General features: G+C 61.7%; 23 protein-coding genes and 1 tRNA gene. 14 read left to right on the plus strand and 10 right to left on the minus strand.

Annotation, left to right across the window (positions count from 1 at the left end; genetic code table 11):
• Positions 1 to 66: 66 nt before the first annotated feature.
• From SIB46_RS08250 to SIB46_RS08260, 3 genes are all read left to right on the plus strand, one after another.
• Complete coding sequence (locus SIB46_RS08250) at positions 67 to 1,218, plus strand: pyridoxal-phosphate-dependent aminotransferase family protein (RefSeq protein WP_413295678.1); 1,152 nt, start codon at positions 67 to 69, stop codon at positions 1,216 to 1,218.
• A 60-nt stretch (positions 1,219 to 1,278) separates the two neighbouring features.
• Entirely contained in the window at positions 1,279 to 1,722 is a 444-nt protein-coding gene (locus SIB46_RS08255) for a hypothetical protein (protein ID WP_413295679.1), read from the plus strand.
• An 83-nt stretch (positions 1,723 to 1,805) separates the two neighbouring features.
• Positions 1,806 to 1,877: transfer RNA gene (locus tag SIB46_RS08260), tRNA-Gly, on the plus strand.
• 16 nt (positions 1,878 to 1,893) lie between these two features.
• On the opposite strand, the gene SIB46_RS08265 is transcribed toward SIB46_RS08260, so the two are convergent.
• From SIB46_RS08265 to SIB46_RS08285, 5 genes are all read right to left on the minus strand, one after another.
• Complete coding sequence (locus tag SIB46_RS08265; protein WP_413295680.1) at positions 1,894 to 2,106, minus strand: hypothetical protein; 213 nt, start codon at positions 2,104 to 2,106, stop codon at positions 1,894 to 1,896.
• 131 nt (positions 2,107 to 2,237) lie between these two features.
• Complete coding sequence (locus tag SIB46_RS08270; protein WP_050815422.1) at positions 2,238 to 2,444, minus strand: hypothetical protein; 207 nt, start codon at positions 2,442 to 2,444, stop codon at positions 2,238 to 2,240.
• 91 nt (positions 2,445 to 2,535) lie between these two features.
• Positions 2,536 to 3,816, minus strand: coding sequence for a Y-family DNA polymerase (locus tag SIB46_RS08275; protein WP_413295681.1), 1,281 nt, complete (start codon positions 3,814 to 3,816; stop codon positions 2,536 to 2,538).
• A 6-nt stretch (positions 3,817 to 3,822) separates the two neighbouring features.
• On the minus strand, positions 3,823 to 4,188 hold the full coding sequence (locus SIB46_RS08280; protein ID WP_413295682.1) for a LexA family protein: 366 nt from the start codon (positions 4,186 to 4,188) through the stop codon (positions 3,823 to 3,825).
• Positions 4,189 to 4,212: 24 nt separating this feature from the next.
• Positions 4,213 to 4,452 carry a hypothetical protein gene (locus SIB46_RS08285; RefSeq protein ID WP_413295683.1) on the minus strand — a complete coding sequence of 80 codons (240 nt, stop codon included), beginning with the start codon at positions 4,450 to 4,452 and terminating at the stop codon, positions 4,213 to 4,215.
• A 131-nt stretch (positions 4,453 to 4,583) separates the two neighbouring features.
• Between SIB46_RS08285 and SIB46_RS08290 the strand changes: the two genes are divergently transcribed.
• Together SIB46_RS08290 and SIB46_RS08295 are read left to right on the plus strand one after the other, a co-directional pair.
• Positions 4,584 to 4,964: a DUF6554 family protein gene (locus SIB46_RS08290; protein WP_413295684.1), complete on the plus strand. Its 381-nt coding sequence runs from the start codon at positions 4,584 to 4,586 to the stop codon at positions 4,962 to 4,964.
• 6 nt (positions 4,965 to 4,970) lie between these two features.
• The gene (locus SIB46_RS08295) at positions 4,971 to 5,309 is read left to right on the plus strand and encodes a hypothetical protein (RefSeq protein WP_413295685.1); all 339 of its coding nucleotides are present in this window, start codon (positions 4,971 to 4,973) and stop codon (positions 5,307 to 5,309) included.
• Here the strand turns inward: SIB46_RS08295 and SIB46_RS08300 are convergent.
• Positions 5,306 to 6,904: an SNF2-related protein gene (locus tag SIB46_RS08300; protein WP_413295686.1), complete on the minus strand. Its 1,599-nt coding sequence runs from the start codon at positions 6,902 to 6,904 to the stop codon at positions 5,306 to 5,308. The genes SIB46_RS08295 and SIB46_RS08300 overlap by 4 nt on opposite strands.
• A 124-nt stretch (positions 6,905 to 7,028) precedes the next feature.
• On the opposite strand from SIB46_RS08300, the gene SIB46_RS08305 reads away from it, so the two are divergent.
• The gene (locus tag SIB46_RS08305; RefSeq protein ID WP_413295687.1) at positions 7,029 to 7,451 is read left to right on the plus strand and encodes an HNH endonuclease; all 423 of its coding nucleotides are present in this window, start codon (positions 7,029 to 7,031) and stop codon (positions 7,449 to 7,451) included.
• 5 nt (positions 7,452 to 7,456) lie between these two features.
• On the opposite strand, the gene SIB46_RS08310 is transcribed toward SIB46_RS08305, so the two are convergent.
• Positions 7,457 to 7,627 carry a hypothetical protein gene (locus tag SIB46_RS08310; RefSeq protein ID WP_413295688.1) on the minus strand — a complete coding sequence of 57 codons (171 nt, stop codon included), beginning with the start codon at positions 7,625 to 7,627 and terminating at the stop codon, positions 7,457 to 7,459.
• A 15-nt stretch (positions 7,628 to 7,642) separates the two neighbouring features.
• Between SIB46_RS08310 and SIB46_RS08315 the strand changes: the two genes are divergently transcribed.
• From SIB46_RS08315 to pdxA, 3 genes are all read left to right on the plus strand, one after another.
• Positions 7,643 to 8,554, plus strand: coding sequence for an SDR family oxidoreductase (locus SIB46_RS08315; protein ID WP_413295689.1), 912 nt, complete (start codon positions 7,643 to 7,645; stop codon positions 8,552 to 8,554).
• A gap of 210 nt (positions 8,555 to 8,764) precedes the next feature.
• Positions 8,765 to 9,103, plus strand: a complete 339-nt coding sequence (locus tag SIB46_RS08320; RefSeq protein ID WP_186549006.1) for a hypothetical protein — start codon at positions 8,765 to 8,767, stop codon at positions 9,101 to 9,103.
• Between the two features lie 3 nt (positions 9,104 to 9,106).
• The gene (pdxA, locus tag SIB46_RS08325) at positions 9,107 to 10,093 is read left to right on the plus strand and encodes a 4-hydroxythreonine-4-phosphate dehydrogenase PdxA (protein WP_413295690.1); all 987 of its coding nucleotides are present in this window, start codon (positions 9,107 to 9,109) and stop codon (positions 10,091 to 10,093) included.
• Here the strand turns inward: pdxA and accB are convergent.
• Positions 10,090 to 10,563 (minus strand): acetyl-CoA carboxylase biotin carboxyl carrier protein, encoded by a 474-nt coding sequence (gene accB, locus SIB46_RS08330; protein ID WP_413295691.1) that lies wholly within the window; start codon positions 10,561 to 10,563, stop codon positions 10,090 to 10,092. The genes pdxA and accB overlap by 4 nt on opposite strands.
• Before the next feature lie 5 nt (positions 10,564 to 10,568).
• Positions 10,569 to 11,129: an elongation factor P gene (gene efp, locus SIB46_RS08335; RefSeq protein WP_413295692.1), complete on the minus strand. Its 561-nt coding sequence runs from the start codon at positions 11,127 to 11,129 to the stop codon at positions 10,569 to 10,571.
• 58 nt (positions 11,130 to 11,187) lie between these two features.
• On the opposite strand from efp, the gene SIB46_RS08340 reads away from it, so the two are divergent.
• On the plus strand, positions 11,188 to 12,264 hold the full coding sequence (locus SIB46_RS08340; RefSeq protein ID WP_413295693.1) for a peptidylprolyl isomerase: 1,077 nt from the start codon (positions 11,188 to 11,190) through the stop codon (positions 12,262 to 12,264).
• The gene (gene thiL, locus SIB46_RS08345; RefSeq protein WP_413295694.1) at positions 12,257 to 13,234 is read left to right on the plus strand and encodes a thiamine-phosphate kinase; all 978 of its coding nucleotides are present in this window, start codon (positions 12,257 to 12,259) and stop codon (positions 13,232 to 13,234) included. The genes SIB46_RS08340 and thiL overlap by 8 nt, the downstream gene beginning before the upstream one ends.
• A gap of 15 nt (positions 13,235 to 13,249) precedes the next feature.
• Here thiL and gap read toward each other — a convergent pair whose 3' ends face one another.
• A complete protein-coding gene (gene gap / locus SIB46_RS08350) occupies positions 13,250 to 14,275 on the minus strand; it encodes a type I glyceraldehyde-3-phosphate dehydrogenase (protein ID WP_413295696.1) in 1,026 nt (341 codons plus the stop codon).
• 209 nt (positions 14,276 to 14,484) lie between these two features.
• Between gap and murC the strand changes: the two genes are divergently transcribed.
• Genes murC through SIB46_RS08365 form a run of 3 tightly spaced genes read left to right on the plus strand, consistent with a single transcriptional unit; the run spans position 14,485 to position 17,139 of the window.
• Positions 14,485 to 15,858, plus strand: a complete 1,374-nt coding sequence (gene murC / locus SIB46_RS08355) for a UDP-N-acetylmuramate--L-alanine ligase (protein WP_413297742.1) — start codon at positions 14,485 to 14,487, stop codon at positions 15,856 to 15,858.
• Between the two features lie 3 nt (positions 15,859 to 15,861).
• Positions 15,862 to 16,779: a UDP-N-acetylmuramate dehydrogenase gene (gene murB / locus SIB46_RS08360; RefSeq protein WP_413295697.1), complete on the plus strand. Its 918-nt coding sequence runs from the start codon at positions 15,862 to 15,864 to the stop codon at positions 16,777 to 16,779.
• A gap of 24 nt (positions 16,780 to 16,803) precedes the next feature.
• Entirely contained in the window at positions 16,804 to 17,139 is a 336-nt protein-coding gene (locus tag SIB46_RS08365; protein WP_011934443.1) for a YbaB/EbfC family nucleoid-associated protein, read from the plus strand.
• Position 17,140 lies beyond the last annotated feature (1 nt).

Below are 17,140 nucleotides of genomic sequence, written 5' to 3' on the forward strand. Positions count from 1 at the left end.
GGGATTACCGGCTGCTTTTTAAGGTGAATGATCCACCAGCCGGATTCCGGCCCCCCACCCAGCGGCATGAAGGACAAGCTTCAACTGATGATCCCCGGCCCCACTCCTGTGCCGGAACGGGTGCTCCTGGCGATGGCACGCCATCCCATCGGCCACCGCAGCGGGGAGTTCCAACAAATCGTGGCCCGCACCACCGAGCAGCTGCAATGGCTGCATCAAACCAAAGGCGATGTGCTGGTGCTCGCTGGCAGCGGCACGGCGGCCATGGAAGCCGGAATCATCAACGTGCTCAGCCGCGGCGACAAGGTGATCTGCGGCGACAACGGCAAATTCGGCGAACGCTGGGTGAAGGTGGCCAAGGCCTACGGCCTTGAGGTGGAGATCATCAAGGCGGACTGGGGGCAGCCCTTGGATCCCGAGGCCTTCCGCACCGCGTTAGAAGCCGACACAGCCAAGGCGATCAAGGCGGTGATCCTCACGCACTCGGAAACCTCCACTGGCGTCATCAACGACCTGGAGACCATCAACCGCCACGTCAAAGCCCATGGGGAGGCCTTGATCGTGGTGGATGCGGTCACCAGCCTTGGTGCCTGCTCAGTGCCTGTGGATGCCTGGGGGCTGGATGTGGTCTGCTCCGGCTCACAAAAGGGCTACATGATTCCGCCGGGCCTCGGCTTTGTGGCCATGGGCGAGCGGGCCTGGGCCGCGCAAAAGCAATCTGATTTGCCGAAGTTCTATCTGGATCTCGAGCGCTACCGCAAAGCAGCCGCCGGCAACAGCAACCCCTTCACCCCCCCGGTCAACCTCTACTTCGCCTTGGAGGCTGCCCTTGATCTGATGCAAGACGAGGGGCTCGAGGCAATTTTTGCCCGCCACGACCGTCACCGCTGCGCCAGCCAAGCCGCCATGCGCGCCCTTGGCTTGCCGCTCTTTGCCGCTGATGGCTACGGCAGCCCGGCCATTACCGCCGTGGCACCAGCAGGCATCGATGCTGAGGCCCTGCGCAAGGCCGTCAAAGGCCGCTACGACATCCTGCTGGCGGGCGGCCAAGATCACCTCAAAGGACAGGTGTTCCGCATCGGCCACCTGGGCTTTGTGTGCGATCGCGACGTGCTCACCGCCGTTGCCGCCATCGAAGGAGCCCTGGTGGATCTCGGCGCGGCTTCAGCCCAGCCGGGGGCCGGCGTGGCTGCCGCGGCAGCGGTGCTTCAGGGCTAAAACCTGGCGGCCAGCCATCACAGGGGTGGCTACCACTAGAGGTGAGCAACCCCTCACCCGATGCGTCGTCCTGCCTTGCTGCTGGGATCTGCCCTTGTGGCGCTTGCACTGGCTGCCTGCCAAAGCAAACCAACTCCTCAGCAAAGCGAGCAAAAGGCGGAATCAGCAGTCTGCGCCAACCTGGCCGCCGTGGGCGAGGCCCTCGAAGCAGTTGGCGAGCTCGGCCCCAGCTCCACCGTTGGTGACGCCGAACAAGCTCGCGACAACCTGGCCAAAGCCGTGGCCAAGCTCCAAGACTCGGAAGCCGCCCTGGAAAAACTGCGCGTTCAGGAACTGCAAAAGCAAGTGATGGCCTTCAACAAGGCGGCGAAGCAAGTCACCGCCAAGAAGAGCACCACCTTGGAAGAGGCTGCTAATGAACTGCAAGGCAAGCTGGAACCAGTGCTGGCCGCGCGCCAAGCTGCCGTGGCTGATGTGAACTGCGATGCAGCTGGCGGCAACTGAGTGTTGGTCGTTGCCAAGCAACCAAGCCAAAGCTCCGTTGGCGAGAGATCTCATCAACGGAGCCTTTGCTAAGTTGAAAGAATGCGGGTGTAATTCAGTGGTAGAATGTCAGCTTCCCAAGCTGAACGTCGCCGGTTCGAGTCCGGTCACCCGCTTATTCAATTTCTAAGCTCAGTCGCGCTTACGAATCAGGCCTAACACTTGAGGCCCTCTGGCTTTTGCGCGCCGCTCACAATTCAAACCCTTCAGGATTAAGAGTCCTGCCTCGGTAACCTCACCAGCTTCAGCTTTCACTTTTGCTGCTTCATAAAACTGCTGCGCTTCACCCTTGAGCTGATCCCGTTCCTGGTCAACCGAACTACCAACTTTCGATGGTTCTTTCACACCACCTGCTCGTATTTGTGTAAGCATTTCTCAGCGAACGATTTGCTGCCCGTCAATCTCTTTCAACCCTGCCAAATAATGGGTCAAAAGGCAATAGCAACAATGACCGGTTTTGAATGGAACGAAATGGATCAGGTGCCCGGTTCTTCGCGATTGTCTCCGAGATCGGCAATGCGCTGACGCAGCTCATGAATGCGCTGCTGATCACCGCGGCCAACGGCAACAGCTAGGGCAAATTCCAACTTTTCGATCTGGTGTCCGCTGTCAACAAAACCGCGACGATTGCTGAGCGGTGTGTAAGGACAGGACTGCGGGTGAACGGAGGCGAGAGATGCCATGGTTCGCTTTCTTTTTATTCTGCCACCCCTGACCAGGCCCCATGGCACACCAGAGGCCCCAGAGCGTGTGGATTTCAAAATTTTTTCGCATTTATTCATGGGCAGACACCATGGGCAGATCGGCCTTGCTGGTCGTGAAGTGGGCAGACAAGTGCTGACGCCGCATGCACCAATCCGGCTCCACACCAACGGCAGCCCACTGCACCGTGCCCGTTCCAAAGCGCTGGTTCAGCCGGTCGACGGCCTGCAACAAACGACTGCGGCGCCGTAACTGCTGAGGGGAACACGGCACCAACAGGTGGTGCTGCAAGTGCTCCTGGGGCTGCAACTGGCCCAGCAGCACCCCGGCTTTTTGAAAGGCATGCCCAGGGCGAAACAACTGATCCACCAGTGGCAGAGCCCGCTGCAACAACACGGCGGTGTCGGCTGTCGCCAACGGCAAACCCACGCTGATGCTGTTGGCATAAAACCCAGCTGCAAAAGGGCTCGTGCGCACAAACACCGTCAGCCGGCCCGCCCGTTGCCCCTGACGGCGCAGCTTTTCCGCGCCCCGCACCACGTGGGCTGCCACCGCCTCCCGCAGGCTGAGACGGTCCAACACCGCTGTGCCAAAACTGCGGCTCACGCAGGTTTCCTGCTTGGCCACCGGCTCGCTCTCCAAGGCCAGGCAGCTGATTCCGCGCAACTCCTGCTGCAGGCGCAGCCCCACCACTCCCCAGCCCTGGCGAATCAAGGCGGAATCAGCCTGCGCCAGATCCAGGGCTGTGGCCAAACCGCGTAAACGGCACCAGCGCGCCAAGCGGCGACCAACACCCCAGAGATCCTCAACGGCCACCTCCGCCAAGCGATCGGGCAGGTGGGACTCCAGCAGCAGATTGCAAACTCCCGTGCGGGCGGGATCCCGCTTGGCCAAGCGATTGGCCAACTTGGCCAAGACCTTCGAGGGCGCCATGCCAAGGGCAATGGGCAAGCCCAATTGCTGACGGACCACCACCCGCAGTTCTGCAGCCCAACGACTGAGCTCATCGGCGGGCAGGGATGGCAAACGCGCGAAGGCTTCATCGATGGAATACACCTCCAACTCCGGCACCCGCTGCTTCAACAGGGCCATCACCCGCTGGCTCATATCGCCATAGAGGGCGTAGTTGGAACTGCGCACCACCACCTGCTGGTCGCGCAGGCGATCCGCCACCTGGAAATAGGGCGTGCCCATGGCAATGCCCAGCTGCCTGGCCTCACGGCTGCGGGCCACGATGCAGCCATCGTTATTGGAGAGCACCACCACCGGCTGGCCCTGCAGCGCTGGATCAAACAGCTGCTCGCAGGAGGCATAGAAGTTGTTGCAATCAATCAGAGCCAGCGCTGCTGCCATGGGCGCTTACAGGGGATGGATCACATGGGTGGCCACACCCCAGATCTGAACCGCACTGCAACCGTCCAAGTCCAAAGGCGGATAACCGGGATGGGCCGCCTGTAAGCGCAAGCGGCCGCCATGGCACTCCAACCGCTTGAGCGTGAAGGCGCCATCGAGCACCGCCACCACCACCCGGCCCGGCTGGGGCTGCAGGCTGCGATCCACCAGCAGCAAATCGCCGTGGTGAATCCCATCAGCCAGCATCGAATCGCCACTGACCTGCAACACAAAGGTGCTGAGGGGGCGCGCAATCAGCTGGCGATTGAGGTCAACCCCCGCTTCGAGGTAGTCATCGGCTGGGCTGGGGAAGCCCGCCGCAACGACCGCCATGCAATCAGTACAGGTGTACTAATTCTAAGCGGCTTGGTCCATCTCGGGAACCGATGTGGCCAGGAGCTCACGGCAATCGGCCAGCAAGTTATCCACCGATTGCAAAGCTTCAAGCTCTTGCGGATGGGGAGCCATCTGGTTTTGCAGCTGAAGCTCCATGGCCGCTAAGCGCTGCTCCAAATTGATCAGGCGATGGGACAAGGTGGCCAAGGTTTCGGCCAACCCCTCAGTGCTGCGCGTGATGCGGAAGGACAGCGGTTCCACGGGCTGAACCCAGACGTCAAGCGGATGACAACACAGAGACGGGCTTCGCTCAAGGGATGGCAGATCAACCGCTCTGGACAGACGGGAAGGGATCGATACCTTTGGCCCAGTTCATCAAGCTGGGGACAGGTATGGCTGCTAAGCGCTACCAACTCATGGCATTGGCCCTGGGGCTGAGCTGCATGGGCAGCCTGCCGGCTGACGCCAATGAAGCCGGGGATAAAGGAGCCGAGATCTATTGCTTCATGCGCAAGACGGGCAATTCCCACAACGTCAGCTGGAAAGCGGCCTACGAGCGGATCAAGCGTCAGGGCAATGGTCTGTTCAAAACCTCGCCGAAGCACGCGGCGGTGATGATGACCGAAAGCGTGGTCACCGCACAGGACAAATTCAGGGACTGCGGCAAGTACCTGGGCGCCCTCTATTCAGGCAGCGAAACCGCGGGCAAAGACTTTGATGCCGGCTTAAGCAACGAGAGCAGCACCACCGACGACGACCGCTACAGCTACTAACAGGTCATGGGCAAGGGTCAGCTGACCAAAGCCATCGGTATGGGGATGGGGTTGGTGATCCTGGGTGCTTGCCGCTCCAGTCAGTTGGAGGCGGACAGCTGCTTAGCCGATGTGGAAGCCAACGCGTTGGACCGGGCCTTGCAACGCTGCAACCGGGTGGTGAAAGCCCATCCTCAGGATCCGCGGCCCCACAACGATCGCTTTTTGCTGCACACCTTGCTGCAGAACAAGGACGCCGCCTGCCAAGACATCGCCCATGCCGCTGCTCTGCTCGAGACCAGCGGAGCGAAGAGCCACAACGACCTGCGCGCCGAAATTTTGGTGCGGGCCGATAGCTGCCGCTAGCTCTGCAGCAATTCTTCGAGCATGCGCGCCAAGCCTTGGCGGCGCAGCTGCCGCCGCTGACGCCCCAGCACCACTTCAATCCGCTCGGATTTGCTGAGGATCAAGCCATCCACCAAGGCATCAGCCCCCCCCAGCTGAAGCCAATGGCATTCCACGGTGCGGCGGGTGCCAAAACGGTGGCAGCGATCCTCCGCCTGCTCAGCATCACCGGGGGTCCACGGACGCTCGAGCAGGATCACCTGAGAAGCCCGCTGCAAGCCAAGACCCAAGCCAGCAACGCCATAGGTGGCCAGCAGCAAATTGGAGTCGCCCCCTTGAAAGCGCTGCAGCCGCTGCAGCCGCTCGCTGGGATCCACCAGGCCGGTGAGCAGCTCACCGCCGCGCAAGCGATGCAGCTGCAGCAGCGGCCCGCGAAAACCGCTGAACACCACCACCGGATCACCCGAACCTTGCAGCTGATCAAGCAGCTGCTGCAGGGCAACCAACTTGTGAAAGGAGCCCAGTTGTCTCAGCGCGGTGAGCAGGGCCAAACGCTCCGCATCGGAGCGCACCAAGCCAGCCGCTGCGCGCTTGCGGTAGGCCTCCAAACGCTGCTGCAGAGCCCGATCAAACTGATGCTGAGCCTCGGGCTTGAGCACCACCGCATGGAAGCGGCGCAACTTCGGTGGCAGATCCAAACAATCGCGTTTGCGGCGATGCAGCAACTGGGGCCGCAGTAGACGCTGGAGCTCATCAAGGCGGCTGGCCCCTTGGCAGTCCCACACCATGCGCGGGCCACTCTGACGCCAATGTCCGTTGCAAAAAAGGGTTTCGTAGGCCTGACGATCCCGGGCTAAGGGATGGCCGATGGCCATGAGCAACGGCAACAGTTGAACAGGGCGGCCGTTTTTTAACGGCGTGCCCGTCAGTAACCACACCGCTCGCATGCGTGGATGGCGCGCCAAACGCAACAGCGCCTGGGTGCGCTTGGCCTGACTGTTCTGGGCGAAGTGGGCTTCATCCACCACCAACACACAGCCCCCATCGGGCGGCTCCTGCGGCAGGCGAGCCCAACTCAACAATTCGGGGCTGAGCTGCAACGCCAGCGCCTCGCGGCGCCAATGGTCGTGAAGCCCCACAGGTGCCACCACCAGCAAACGGGTGGCACTGCAGCGCAGCAAGGCCCGTGCGGCAGCCAACGCAGTCAGCGTTTTGCCTAGGCCCATTTCATCGGCCAACACCGCCCCGCGGCGTGCCAACAACCAGCGCACCCCCGCCCGTTGATGGGCCAGCAGGTGGCGGCCGTCGGAAAGGGGGTGCTGCAAATCAGCTGCAGCAATCAGCTCACGATGAGCTGGCAGGGGCGGTAATGGGCAGCGCACCTGGTCGAGCCACTGCTGCAGCGCCGGATCAATGGGAAAACGCTCACCGAAGTGCTGCGTCAGCTGCCAGGCCGCGTCGAAAGGGAAAACCCAACCACCTTGGCGTTGCTGCCAGCGCCCGCGCGGTCTGATCCGCCGAATCTGGGCTTGGCTAACGGGATCTGGCGGGCAACGAAATAAGACGTCGCCAGCAGCTGTGAGTGAAAGACCGTTGCCCACAATCTGCTTGGCCATTCATAAATTTAAGCCGCATCAGCCGGAAAACAAGAGCGCCTAACCCGCTGGCCAAAGTGCAATCTGCAGCACATTGACAGCCGAACAATCATCCGCAGACTTGGGCCAAATCCGGGAGATTCGGATGCATCAGAGCGATGCGGTGTTCCTCGAGGAACTCTGTCCCAAGCTCCGCGTCCGACGGTGGCGTCAATCTCTCCACGAGTACACCGGCCATACCTGCATCTACTGCGGCAAGCCATCGGAATCCATCGACCATGTCTGGCCCCGCAGCCGCGGCGGCCTCAGCGTCACGGAAAACTGTGTGCCGTCTTGCCTCTCCTGCAACGGACACAAAAGTGACTCCGATGCCTTCCAGTGGTATCGCCGTCAACGCTTTTACGACCCTCGCCGCGCCATGGCCATTCGCGCCTGGCTCGACGGTGATTTGAGGCTGGCCGTTCGCCTCCTGCAATGGGCGACCCCCAGCGAGTCATCCAACACACAAGAGTCCAGCGGCAATGGCGTGGTGCCGATTCGCAGCCAAACCAACTACCAAGCCGCCTAAGGGACTCACCACACCTGGCAGGCCTTGACGCTGCTGGTGCGTTGGCATAGCTCCGCCTGCAATTGGGGCTCTTCGGGCAGCAACAAACCAGCCGCTGCAATCGCTGCAGCCAGCACCACGGGGCTTAACCAAGCACGCCTGGGCCGAGCGGCAGGGATGATGGTGGAGCAGGTCATGGAACAGGTGTATTAGTGAGTAATACAGGTGTACTCACTTCTCGAGGAGCTGTCAACCCGCTGAGTCCTGACCAACGTCTACTGGTGGTGGGCGGCGGTTACACGGGCCAGCACTTTGCTGAGCGGCTACGCCAATTGGGCGCCGATGTGGTGGTGACCCACCGCCGGGCAGCCGCCGCCGCTGGGGAGTTGCCGTTCGATAGCAGCACAGGCCTGCTGCCCAGCGCAGCGGAGCTCCAGGGAATCAGCCATCTGCTGGTCACAGCCCCCCCTGATCGCCAAGGGCAGGACCCTTGCTTGAGCAGCCTGAAACCACTGCTGGATGAATTGCCTTTGCAATGGGCGGGCTACCTCTCCACCACAGGCGTCTACGGCAACCAGCACGGCGAATGGGTGGATGAATACACGCCTCCAGCAGCAGATCTGCTGCCCCGCAGCCAAGCCCGACTGCAATGCGAACAGGCCTGGCTCAACAGTGGTTGGCCGGTGCAGGTGTTCCGCCTGCCCGGCATTTACGGACCCGGGCGCAACAGCCTGTTGGCGCTGCAGCGCGGAGACGCCCGCCATGTGCACAAACCAGGGCAGGTGTTCTGCCGCGTGCATGTCGACGACATCGTTGGCGCCCTGCTGCACTGCCTGCAGCTAGCCGCAACACAACGGCCCAGCATCGTCAACGTCTGCGACAACCGCCCAGCCCCAAGCAGTGAACTGCTGGGCTATGCGGCGCACCTGCTGGACTGCCCGCTGCCAGAACTGCACTGGTTTGAAGCGGTTCAAGGCAGCATGAGCCCGATGGCCCTGAGCTTCTGGCGCGACAACCGCCGCGTTAGCAACGGCAAGCTGACCAAAGAACTGGGCTATGCACTGCAGTTCCCCAGCTACCGGGAGGGACTGCAGGCCTGCCTCAAGGCTGAGGCTCTCGATTGACATACGTCTCCAAATCCTTGCCCAGCCGATCCCAGCGCACCTCAAGCCAACCGCGCTGAAGCCCGGTTCCAAGGCCTAAAAGCAACAGGGCCAGGAGCAGCAAACGCAACATGGTTTGTGACGAACAGTGGAACCAAGTAAAAAAGCGAACAATCCTTTAGTGCGTCCTTAATAGGGACTGCCTTGAATATCCGCAAATTGGTTGAGCCCATGGCCCGATTTGAGTGCTTCAGCCGAACCCAGCGTCCAGATATGGATCTGCTGCCGATCGCTACAGAAGCACTCCAAAGCCAGGGTTTCAAGGTCCGCTCAGCCATTGGTGAATCCATCAGCCTGGTGGATAGCCAGCCGGTCAAACGGTTGCGCGATCGAGCTGTGGTGCTGCTCGATCAACACACCAACCCTGATGGGCGGCGTGAACTGCAGTGTGTGATTAGCAACGACTCGATCAGCAGCAGCCCCGATTGCCGCTGCCATGGCGTGTTTCGCCAGCTGCTGGGCCAATTCGAATCCATGCCTGATGTAGTGGTGGAAGCTGCTGCTGCCTGAGGCTTGAAGCGCCTGGCCATTGCTCTTGGCGACCCGGCTGGGATTGGAGCTGAGGTGGTCCTAAAGGCTTTGGCCCATCGCCCCAGCCTCAATCCCCTCTTGGTGGGTTGCCGCCTGTGGCTGCAAGCCAGCTACGAGCACCTCCTGCCCCGCTGCCATGAGCCGCTGGCTGATCCAAGCCAGCTGGAGATTGTTGATGAGCCGCTCACTCACGCCATCGCGCCTGGGAGCATCAGCGCCGCTGCTGGAGCCGCTTCATTCAGCTGGCTCACCCGGGCAACAGAGGCCGTGCTGGAGGGCCGCGCCCAGGCCTTAGTCACCGCCCCGATTGCCAAAACCGCCTGGCACCAGGCCGGCCACCACTACCCCGGGCAAACCGAACGGCTGGCTGAACTCTGTAGCTGTGACGACGCAGCCATGCTGTTCACGGCCCGCTCACCCCAGAGCGGCTGGCGTTTCAACACGCTGCTGGCCACCACCCACATTCCACTCAGCAGCGTCCCCACAGCGTTGACGCCAGAGCGCCTGGAACGACGCCTCAGCCAGCTCGAGGACTTTTGCCGGCGCTTTCGCCAGCGTCCTCGCCTCAGGGTGGCCGGACTCAACCCCCATGCCGGCGAAGACGGTCAACTGGGAACCGAAGAGCAGCGCTGGATCACCGCTTGCTTGCAGGCTTATCAGCAGCGCCACAACAACCTTCAGCTGGAAGGCCCCGTGCCACCGGACACCTGCTGGCTCGGCGCAGCCCAAGCCTGGAGTGACTCCGAACACTTGGAGCAGGGATGTGATGGCTACCTGGCGCTGTATCACGACCAAGGCCTGATCCCGGTCAAAGTGCTGGCCTTTGATCAGGCCGTGAACACCACGCTGGGGTTGCCGTTCCTGCGCACCTCACCGGATCACGGCACAGGGTTTGATCGGGCCGGCCAAGGCAGCGCCCGCGGCGCCAGCATGCTGGCGGCCATTGATACGGCGGTGGAGCTGGGCTAGCTAGGGCGCACCAACATCAGTACCTGGTTGTACTCAACAGGGGTGCCGTTTTCCACAAGGATTTCCACTACTTCGCCCGAGACCTCAGCTTCGAGCTCATTCATCAACTTCATCGCCTCCAAAATGCAGACGGCTTGGCCGTTGCTGATCTTCGAGCCCACTTCCACAAAGGGAGCCTCACCCGGTGCTGGGGCCCTGTAGAAGGTGCCCACCATCGGCGCTTTGACCTCCACCAAATCACCACGGCTGGCCGCAGCAGCTGGAGGTGGCGGTGCTGCCGCCGCAGGTGCTGCCGCGGAAACGTCAGCAGCAATCGGCGCAGCTTGCGCAGGCAGCATGACTGCCTGGGGCGCTGGCATGTTGCGCCTGACTTCCAAGCGGAAGTCGTCACCTTCGAGCTTGAGCTCTTGAATATCGCTGCTGGACAGAAATTCGAGCAGCTCGCGCAGGGCCTGTTGGTCCATTTGCATGATCCTCAGGACTCCCGGCCCAGATAGCTGTCAGAGCGGGTGTCGATCTTGATCTTCTCGCCAATGGAGATGAACAAGGGCACCATCACTTGAGCGCCAGTTTCAACTATGGCTGGCTTGGTGCCACCGGTGGCTGTATCACCTTTCACACCGGGATCGGTTTCGGTGACTTCCAAGACCACGGAATTCGGCAGCTCAACCTCAATGGGGTTGTCCTTCCAGGACACCACGTTCACCTCCATGCCTTCTTTGAGGTACTTGCGGCCTTCACCGATCTGCTTGGCCGTCAGGCGGGTTTCCTCATAGGTGGCCATGTCCATAAAGACAAAGTCCTCACCCTCCATGTAGGTGTGCTGCAGGGTGGACTTCTCCAGCAGCGCTGAAGGGACCATCTCGCCAGCGCGGAAGGTTTTTTCAACAACGTTGCCGCTCTGGGCTGATTTCAGCTTGGTTCTGACAAAGGCCGAGCCCTTGCCTGGCTTGACGTGGAGAAACTCGACCACACGCCACACCTGACCATCCAGCTCAATCGTGGTGCCAGTGCGGAAGTCGTTGCTGGAGATCATTCCCGGCGAATGGATTGAGGCGGATTGTACGGTGGTCGCCGCTACTGAACGGGCAGCCGTGGCTCGCGCTCTGATCCCGCAGTTGCTGGCTTTGATCCTGAGCTTTGGACTGGCTCTGTTGTCGCCAGCAACCGCTTTGGCCGCCTTGCCCCCGGGGAATGCGGTGACTGATCCAGCAGCCATCCTGCGCGACTCCCTGCCCGTTGATCAGGCCGATCTCAGGGACCTTCAGCACCGGCTGGAAGGCACCAGCGATGACCTCAGGGCCCGGCGCTGGAACAGCATCAAGACCAGCTGCGAACGCACCCAGCGGCAATTCAGCCTCAAACGCGGCGCCATCTTTGAAGCCGTTCCGAGCGAGCGGCAGCCCCAAGCCGAGCAACTGCTCAGTCAACTCGACACCAATCTTGAAGAGCTCTGCGCCAGCAGCGAGCTGCAAGAGCGGGATGGATTCCTCGAGCAGCGCCGCCTGACCCTGGCGGATATCGGCGCCTTGGAGGAGTTGTTTATTGGGGACTTCCCCTATGCCATCCCCTCGGAATTCGATGACCTCCCGAGACTGTTGGGGCGCGCCACGGTGGAGATTCGCACCAGCCAAGGCGATCTCAACGCCGTCATCGACGGCTACAGCGCACCACTGACCGGTGGAGCCTTTGTTGATCTGGTGCAACGGGGCTTCTATGACGGCTTGCCCTTCTCACGGGCCGAAGACTTCTACGTGCTGCAAAGCGGCAATCCCAAGGGAGACGCCGAAGGCTTCATCGATCCGAAAACCAAGCAAGAACGCCATGTTCCCCTCGAGATCCTGGTGCCGGGGGATGCCTCACCGATCTACAACATGACGTTTGAGGATCTCGGCCTGTTCAAAGCCACGCCGGTGTTGCCCTTTGCCACCTTGGGCACCCTGGGCTGGGCCCACTCCGATAAGGCCTTGGACGATGGTTCATCCCAGTTCTTCTTCTTCCTTTACGAAGCCGAGCTCACCCCGGCTGGCCTGAACCTGGTGGATGGCCGCAATGCAGCGTTTGGCTATGTGGTGGAGGGATCCGAGGTGCTCAAGGAGATGACCATGGACGACACAATCATCAGCGCCAAGGTGATCAGCGGAGCTGACAACCTCAAGAGCCATGCCTGAGGGGCTGACCCTCAGCCAAATCGGTGAACGGGACCTGATCAGGCGGCTAGCGGCCTACGCCAGAGCTGATCAGTGGAGCGACGATGCCGCCCTGCTGCCTGAGATCAGCCCAGAGCGCTGGGTGATCAGCAGCGACACCCTGGTGGACGGGGTGCACTTCTCGGCCAAGACAACACCAGCGTCCGCCGCCGGATGGCGCGCTGCCGCAGCCAACCTCTCCGATTTGGCGGCCATGGGATGCCGCCGCTGTGAAGGAGTCACCGTGGCACTCAGTGCACCTGGAGACACCGAGGTGGACTGGATTGAGCAGGCCTATGGGGGCATGCAGGATCTGCTGCAACGCCACGGCGGCCATCTGCTGGGAGGTGACTGCAGCAGCGGTGAACAACTGGTGCTGGCAATCACAGCGGTGGGACCGGTCCATCCCGATCAACTGATCCAACGGGGAGCCGGCAAGCCCGGGGATTGGCTGATCAGCACCGGAGCTCACGGCCGCAGTGCCCTGGGCTTGCAACTGCTACTCGGGGAAGCCGCTTGGGCCGGCACCCTCGCCAACGAGCAACGGCAAACGGCCATCCGCTGCCATCAACGCCCGCAACCGCGCTTTGATGCCGTCGCGGCATTGCATGCCAGCCGCCCAGCAGGGCAACCGTGGCGCGTGGGCGGCACCGACAGCAGCGATGGCCTGCGCCGCAGCCTGGAGCTCTTGGGCAGCGCCTGCGGCTACCGGCCTGAACTCAACCGCAGCGCTCTGCCAGAGCCAACCGATCCGTTCTGGAGCCTCTGCCTCGATGGCGGCGAAGACTTTGAACTGGTGCTGGCCTTAGCGCCGAGCTGGGCTGAGGCCCTGTTGCGCCAGTTACCCGGCAGCCAACATCTGGGCCAACTCGGTGAAGTTGCTGGCGAGCCCTGTTGGGCTGACAGCAAAAACCCCCTGCCTGAAGGCAGAGGGTTTGAACACTTCAGCTGAGTTGGAAGCCTTGGATCAGGCAGCCCAACGCTGGGCAACGATCTCGGCCAGGTCAACCACACGCTGGCTGTAGCCCCACTCGTTGTCGTACCAGGAGAGGATCTTCACCTGGTCACCGCCCATCACCTTGGTGAGCTCGGCATCAACGATGGTGGAGTCGTCGGTGCCAGCCAGGTCGGACGACACGAGAGGCAGGGTGGAGTACTTGATGATGCCCTTGTAGGCGCCCTCAGAGGCTGCCTTCAACACGGCATTGACCTCATCACGCGAGGTGTTCTTGCTGACGTTGAACACCATGTCCACCAACGACACGTTGGGGGTGGGAACACGCAGGGCCAGGCCATCAAGCTTGCCCTTCACCTCGGGGTAAACCAAAGCCACAGCCTTGGCAGCACCGGTGGTGGTGGGAACGATGTTCATCGCTGCAGCGCGGGCGCGGCGCAGGTCGCGGTGGCTGGCATCGAGGATGCGCTGGTCACCGGTGTAGCTGTGCACCGTGGTCATCGAGCCCTTAACGATGCCGAACTCCTGATCGATCACCTTGACGATCGGAGCCATGCAGTTGGTGGTGCAACTGGCATTGGACAGGATGTCGAAATCTTCGTGGCGGTATTGATCAGCGTTCACGCCAACCACGAAAGTGCCGACTCCGGGGCCCTTACCAGGAGCGGTGAGGATCACCTTCTTGGCGCCAGCCTGGATGTGCATGCTGGCCTTCTCGTCGGTGTTGAACACACCGGTCGACTCGATCACCAGATCAATGCCCCACTCCTTCCAAGGGAGGTTCAGGGGGTTGCGGTCTGAGAAGCACTTGATCTCATGGCCATTGGCAATGATGGTGTTCTCGGTGTAGTCGATCTCAGCGTCCCGGATGCGACCCAACATCGTGTCGTAGGTCAGCAGGTGGGAGTTGGTGGCCGGATCGGAGGTGTCGTTCAGGCCCACCACTTCGATACCCGTGTTGGCACCGCGGCTCAGCCAACAGCGCATGAAGTTGCGCCCGATGCGGCCGAAACCATTAATGGCAACACGAAGGGTCATAGCAATTCGGGATAAATCCCGACTATTGGGGAATTTGGCTGCCGATCATACAGACTCCGAATCGATGTTTTCGCTGCGATCTGGAGTCTTTTTAGTCCAGGCAGAGAGAACGCATTTATGGTCTGCGTAGGACCTTGTTCACCGTGTCCAAGCCCCTTTCACTGACGGCAGAGCAGCCGGTTCATTTCATTGGGGTTGGGGGCATCGGCATGTCCGCCATCGCCGGGATCCTGGCGGAGCGCAGCTTCAACGTCACCGGTTCTGATCCAAAACAGTCGGCGCAATCGCAGTTGCTGCGCCAACAGGGAGCCAGGGTTTTCCAGCAGCAGAACGCCGCCACCATCGACGCCATCTGCTCTGGCGTTGAGCGATCCCCATTGGTGGTGGTCAGCAGCGCTGTGCCCGAATCGAATCCTGAGCTGGAGGCGGCCCGCGGGGCAGGCCTGCGGGTGGTTCATCGCTCCGAACTGCTGGCCTGGCTGATCAATGCCCAACGCAGCATCGCGGTAGCCGGGAGTCACGGCAAAACAACCACCAGCAGCTTGATCGCCAGCCTGCTCCACAGCGCTGGACTGGATCCCACAGCAATCATCGGCGGTGTGGTGCCCGCCTTCGGCAGCAATGCCCGCAATGGAGCTGGCGAGTGGCTCGTGGCTGAAGCCGACGAGTCCGATGGCTCCCTGGTCCGCTTTCACCCCCAACTCGGGCTGATCACCAACCTTGAGCTCGACCACACCGACCACTACCCCAATCTCGACGCCCTCGTCGGCACGATGCGCCGCTTCAGCGGCAACTGCAGCAGCGTTTTGGCCAATTGTGATTGCCCGATCTTGAGCTCAGAGCTGAGCGCTGACCACTGGTGGAGCCTTGAGGACAGCAGTTCCGCCCATTTCCGCGCTGTGCCCCTCAGCCTCGATGGGGCTGGGTGCCGGGCCGACTACCTCGAAGACGGCAGGAGGCTGGGTGAGCTGACCTTGCCAATGGCCGGCATCCACAACCTCAGCAATGCCCTAGCGGCTGTGGCTGCCTGCCGTTTGGCCGGGGCCCCGTTCGCTGATCTACAAGCGGCACTCACGGAGCTGGTGCCTCCAGGGCGCCGCTTTGATCTGCGCGGCGAATGGCAAGGCCGGTTGATCGTCGATGACTACGCCCACCACCCCAGCGAGGTGGACGCCACCTTGACCATGGCCCAGCTGATGGTGAGCAGCGGCCGCAGCACGCTTCCCTGGGTTCCCAAGCGGGTGGTGGCGGTGTTTCAACCGCATCGCTACAGCCGCACGGCGCAATTCATGGAGCGTTTTGCCGAAGCCCTGAGATGCGCTGATGAAGTGCTGGTGGCTCCGCTCTACAGCGCTGGGGAATCACCGATCGAGGGTGTCAGCAGTGCCGCCCTCGCCGAACAAGTTCAACAAGCGGGCCAGTCAGCCAGGGCCTTGGCCGACATGGACAGCCTGGTGGAAGCCGTTCAAGAAAGCAGCAATGCAGGCGATCTGGTACTGGTGATGGGCGCTGGAGACGTCAATCAGCTCTGGGGCCGCCTGCAATCCAGCGCGGATCAAAAAGGATTGGCCACAGCCGCCTGAGCCATGGAGATCCCCGCCGATCTCAATTTGCGCGAAGACGTGCCCCTGGGGGACTTCACCACCTGGAAGGTGGGCGGTACTGCCGACTTTTTCGCTGAACCCGACAGCAGCGATCAACTCGAAGCCCTGGTGCATTGGGGCAGGCAGGAGCAGCTGCCGATGCGCTTCATCGGAGCTGGCTCCAACCTGCTGATCAGCGACGACGGCCTTGCCGGCCTGGTGATCTGCAGCCGCCGCTTGCAGGGATCACAAATGGAGCCCACCACCGGACTCATCGAAGCCCAGGCCGGTGAACCGCTACCAACGCTGGCCCGACGGGCTGCGAAGGCCGGCTTGAGCGGACTGGAGTGGTCGGTTGGAATCCCTGGAACCGTGGGCGGCGCCGTGGTGATGAACGCTGGAGCCCAAGGGGGTTGCATCGCTGAAAGCCTGATGGATGCCACCGTGCTGGATCCCTGCAGCGGCCAAACACGGAGCATGAGCTGCCGTGAGCTCGATTACGACTACCGCCACAGCGCGCTGCAAAGCGAGCCTTTGGTGGTGCTCTCGGCCCGTTTCAAGCTGCAAGCAGGCGGGGACCCCAGCGAGCTCAGTGCTCGCACCAGCAGCAATCTCCACAAGCGCACCAGCACCCAGCCCTACCAACTTCCCAGCTGCGGCAGTGTCTTTCGCAACCCCGAACCGCAAAAAGCAGGGCGGCTGATTGAGGGCCTGGGTTTAAAGGGTCACCGCATTGGTGGCGCGGAAGTCTCCACACTGCATGCCAATTTCATCGTCAACACCGGCAACGCCCAAGCCGCCGACATGGATGCGCTAATTCGCCATGTTCAGGCCGTGGTGCAGCAGGCCCATGGGCTGCAGTTGCATCCTGAAGTGATGCGGCTGGGTTGCTTCGCCAAATCCCAGGCAGCTGCGGCCTAACCTGGCGGGCCCTTCTTCATTGGCATGGCTGGATTCGGTCTCCCCAACTTCGGTCAGCTGACAGAAGCGTTCAAAAAAGCTCAGCAGATTCAGCAGGACGCCCAGAAACTGCAAGAAGAGCTCGATGCCATGGAGATCGAGGGCAGCAGCGTCGACGGGAAGGCCAGCATTTGGCTGTCCGGCAACCAACAGCCCCTGCGCGTGCGCTTGGCTCCCGAGCTGTTGGCTAGCGGTCAAGAGGCCACCGAAGCCGCCACCCTCGAAGCACTGCAAAACGCCTACGCCCAATCCACCGCAACCATGAAAGAGCGGATGGAAGAACTCACTGGCGGACTGAACCTGCCAGGGCTGGGGGGCTGAT

The organism is Synechococcus sp. MIT S9452 (assembly GCF_047304245.1).
In the GTDB taxonomy this organism is placed as follows: Bacteria; Cyanobacteriota; Cyanobacteriia; order PCC-6307; family Cyanobiaceae; genus RCC307.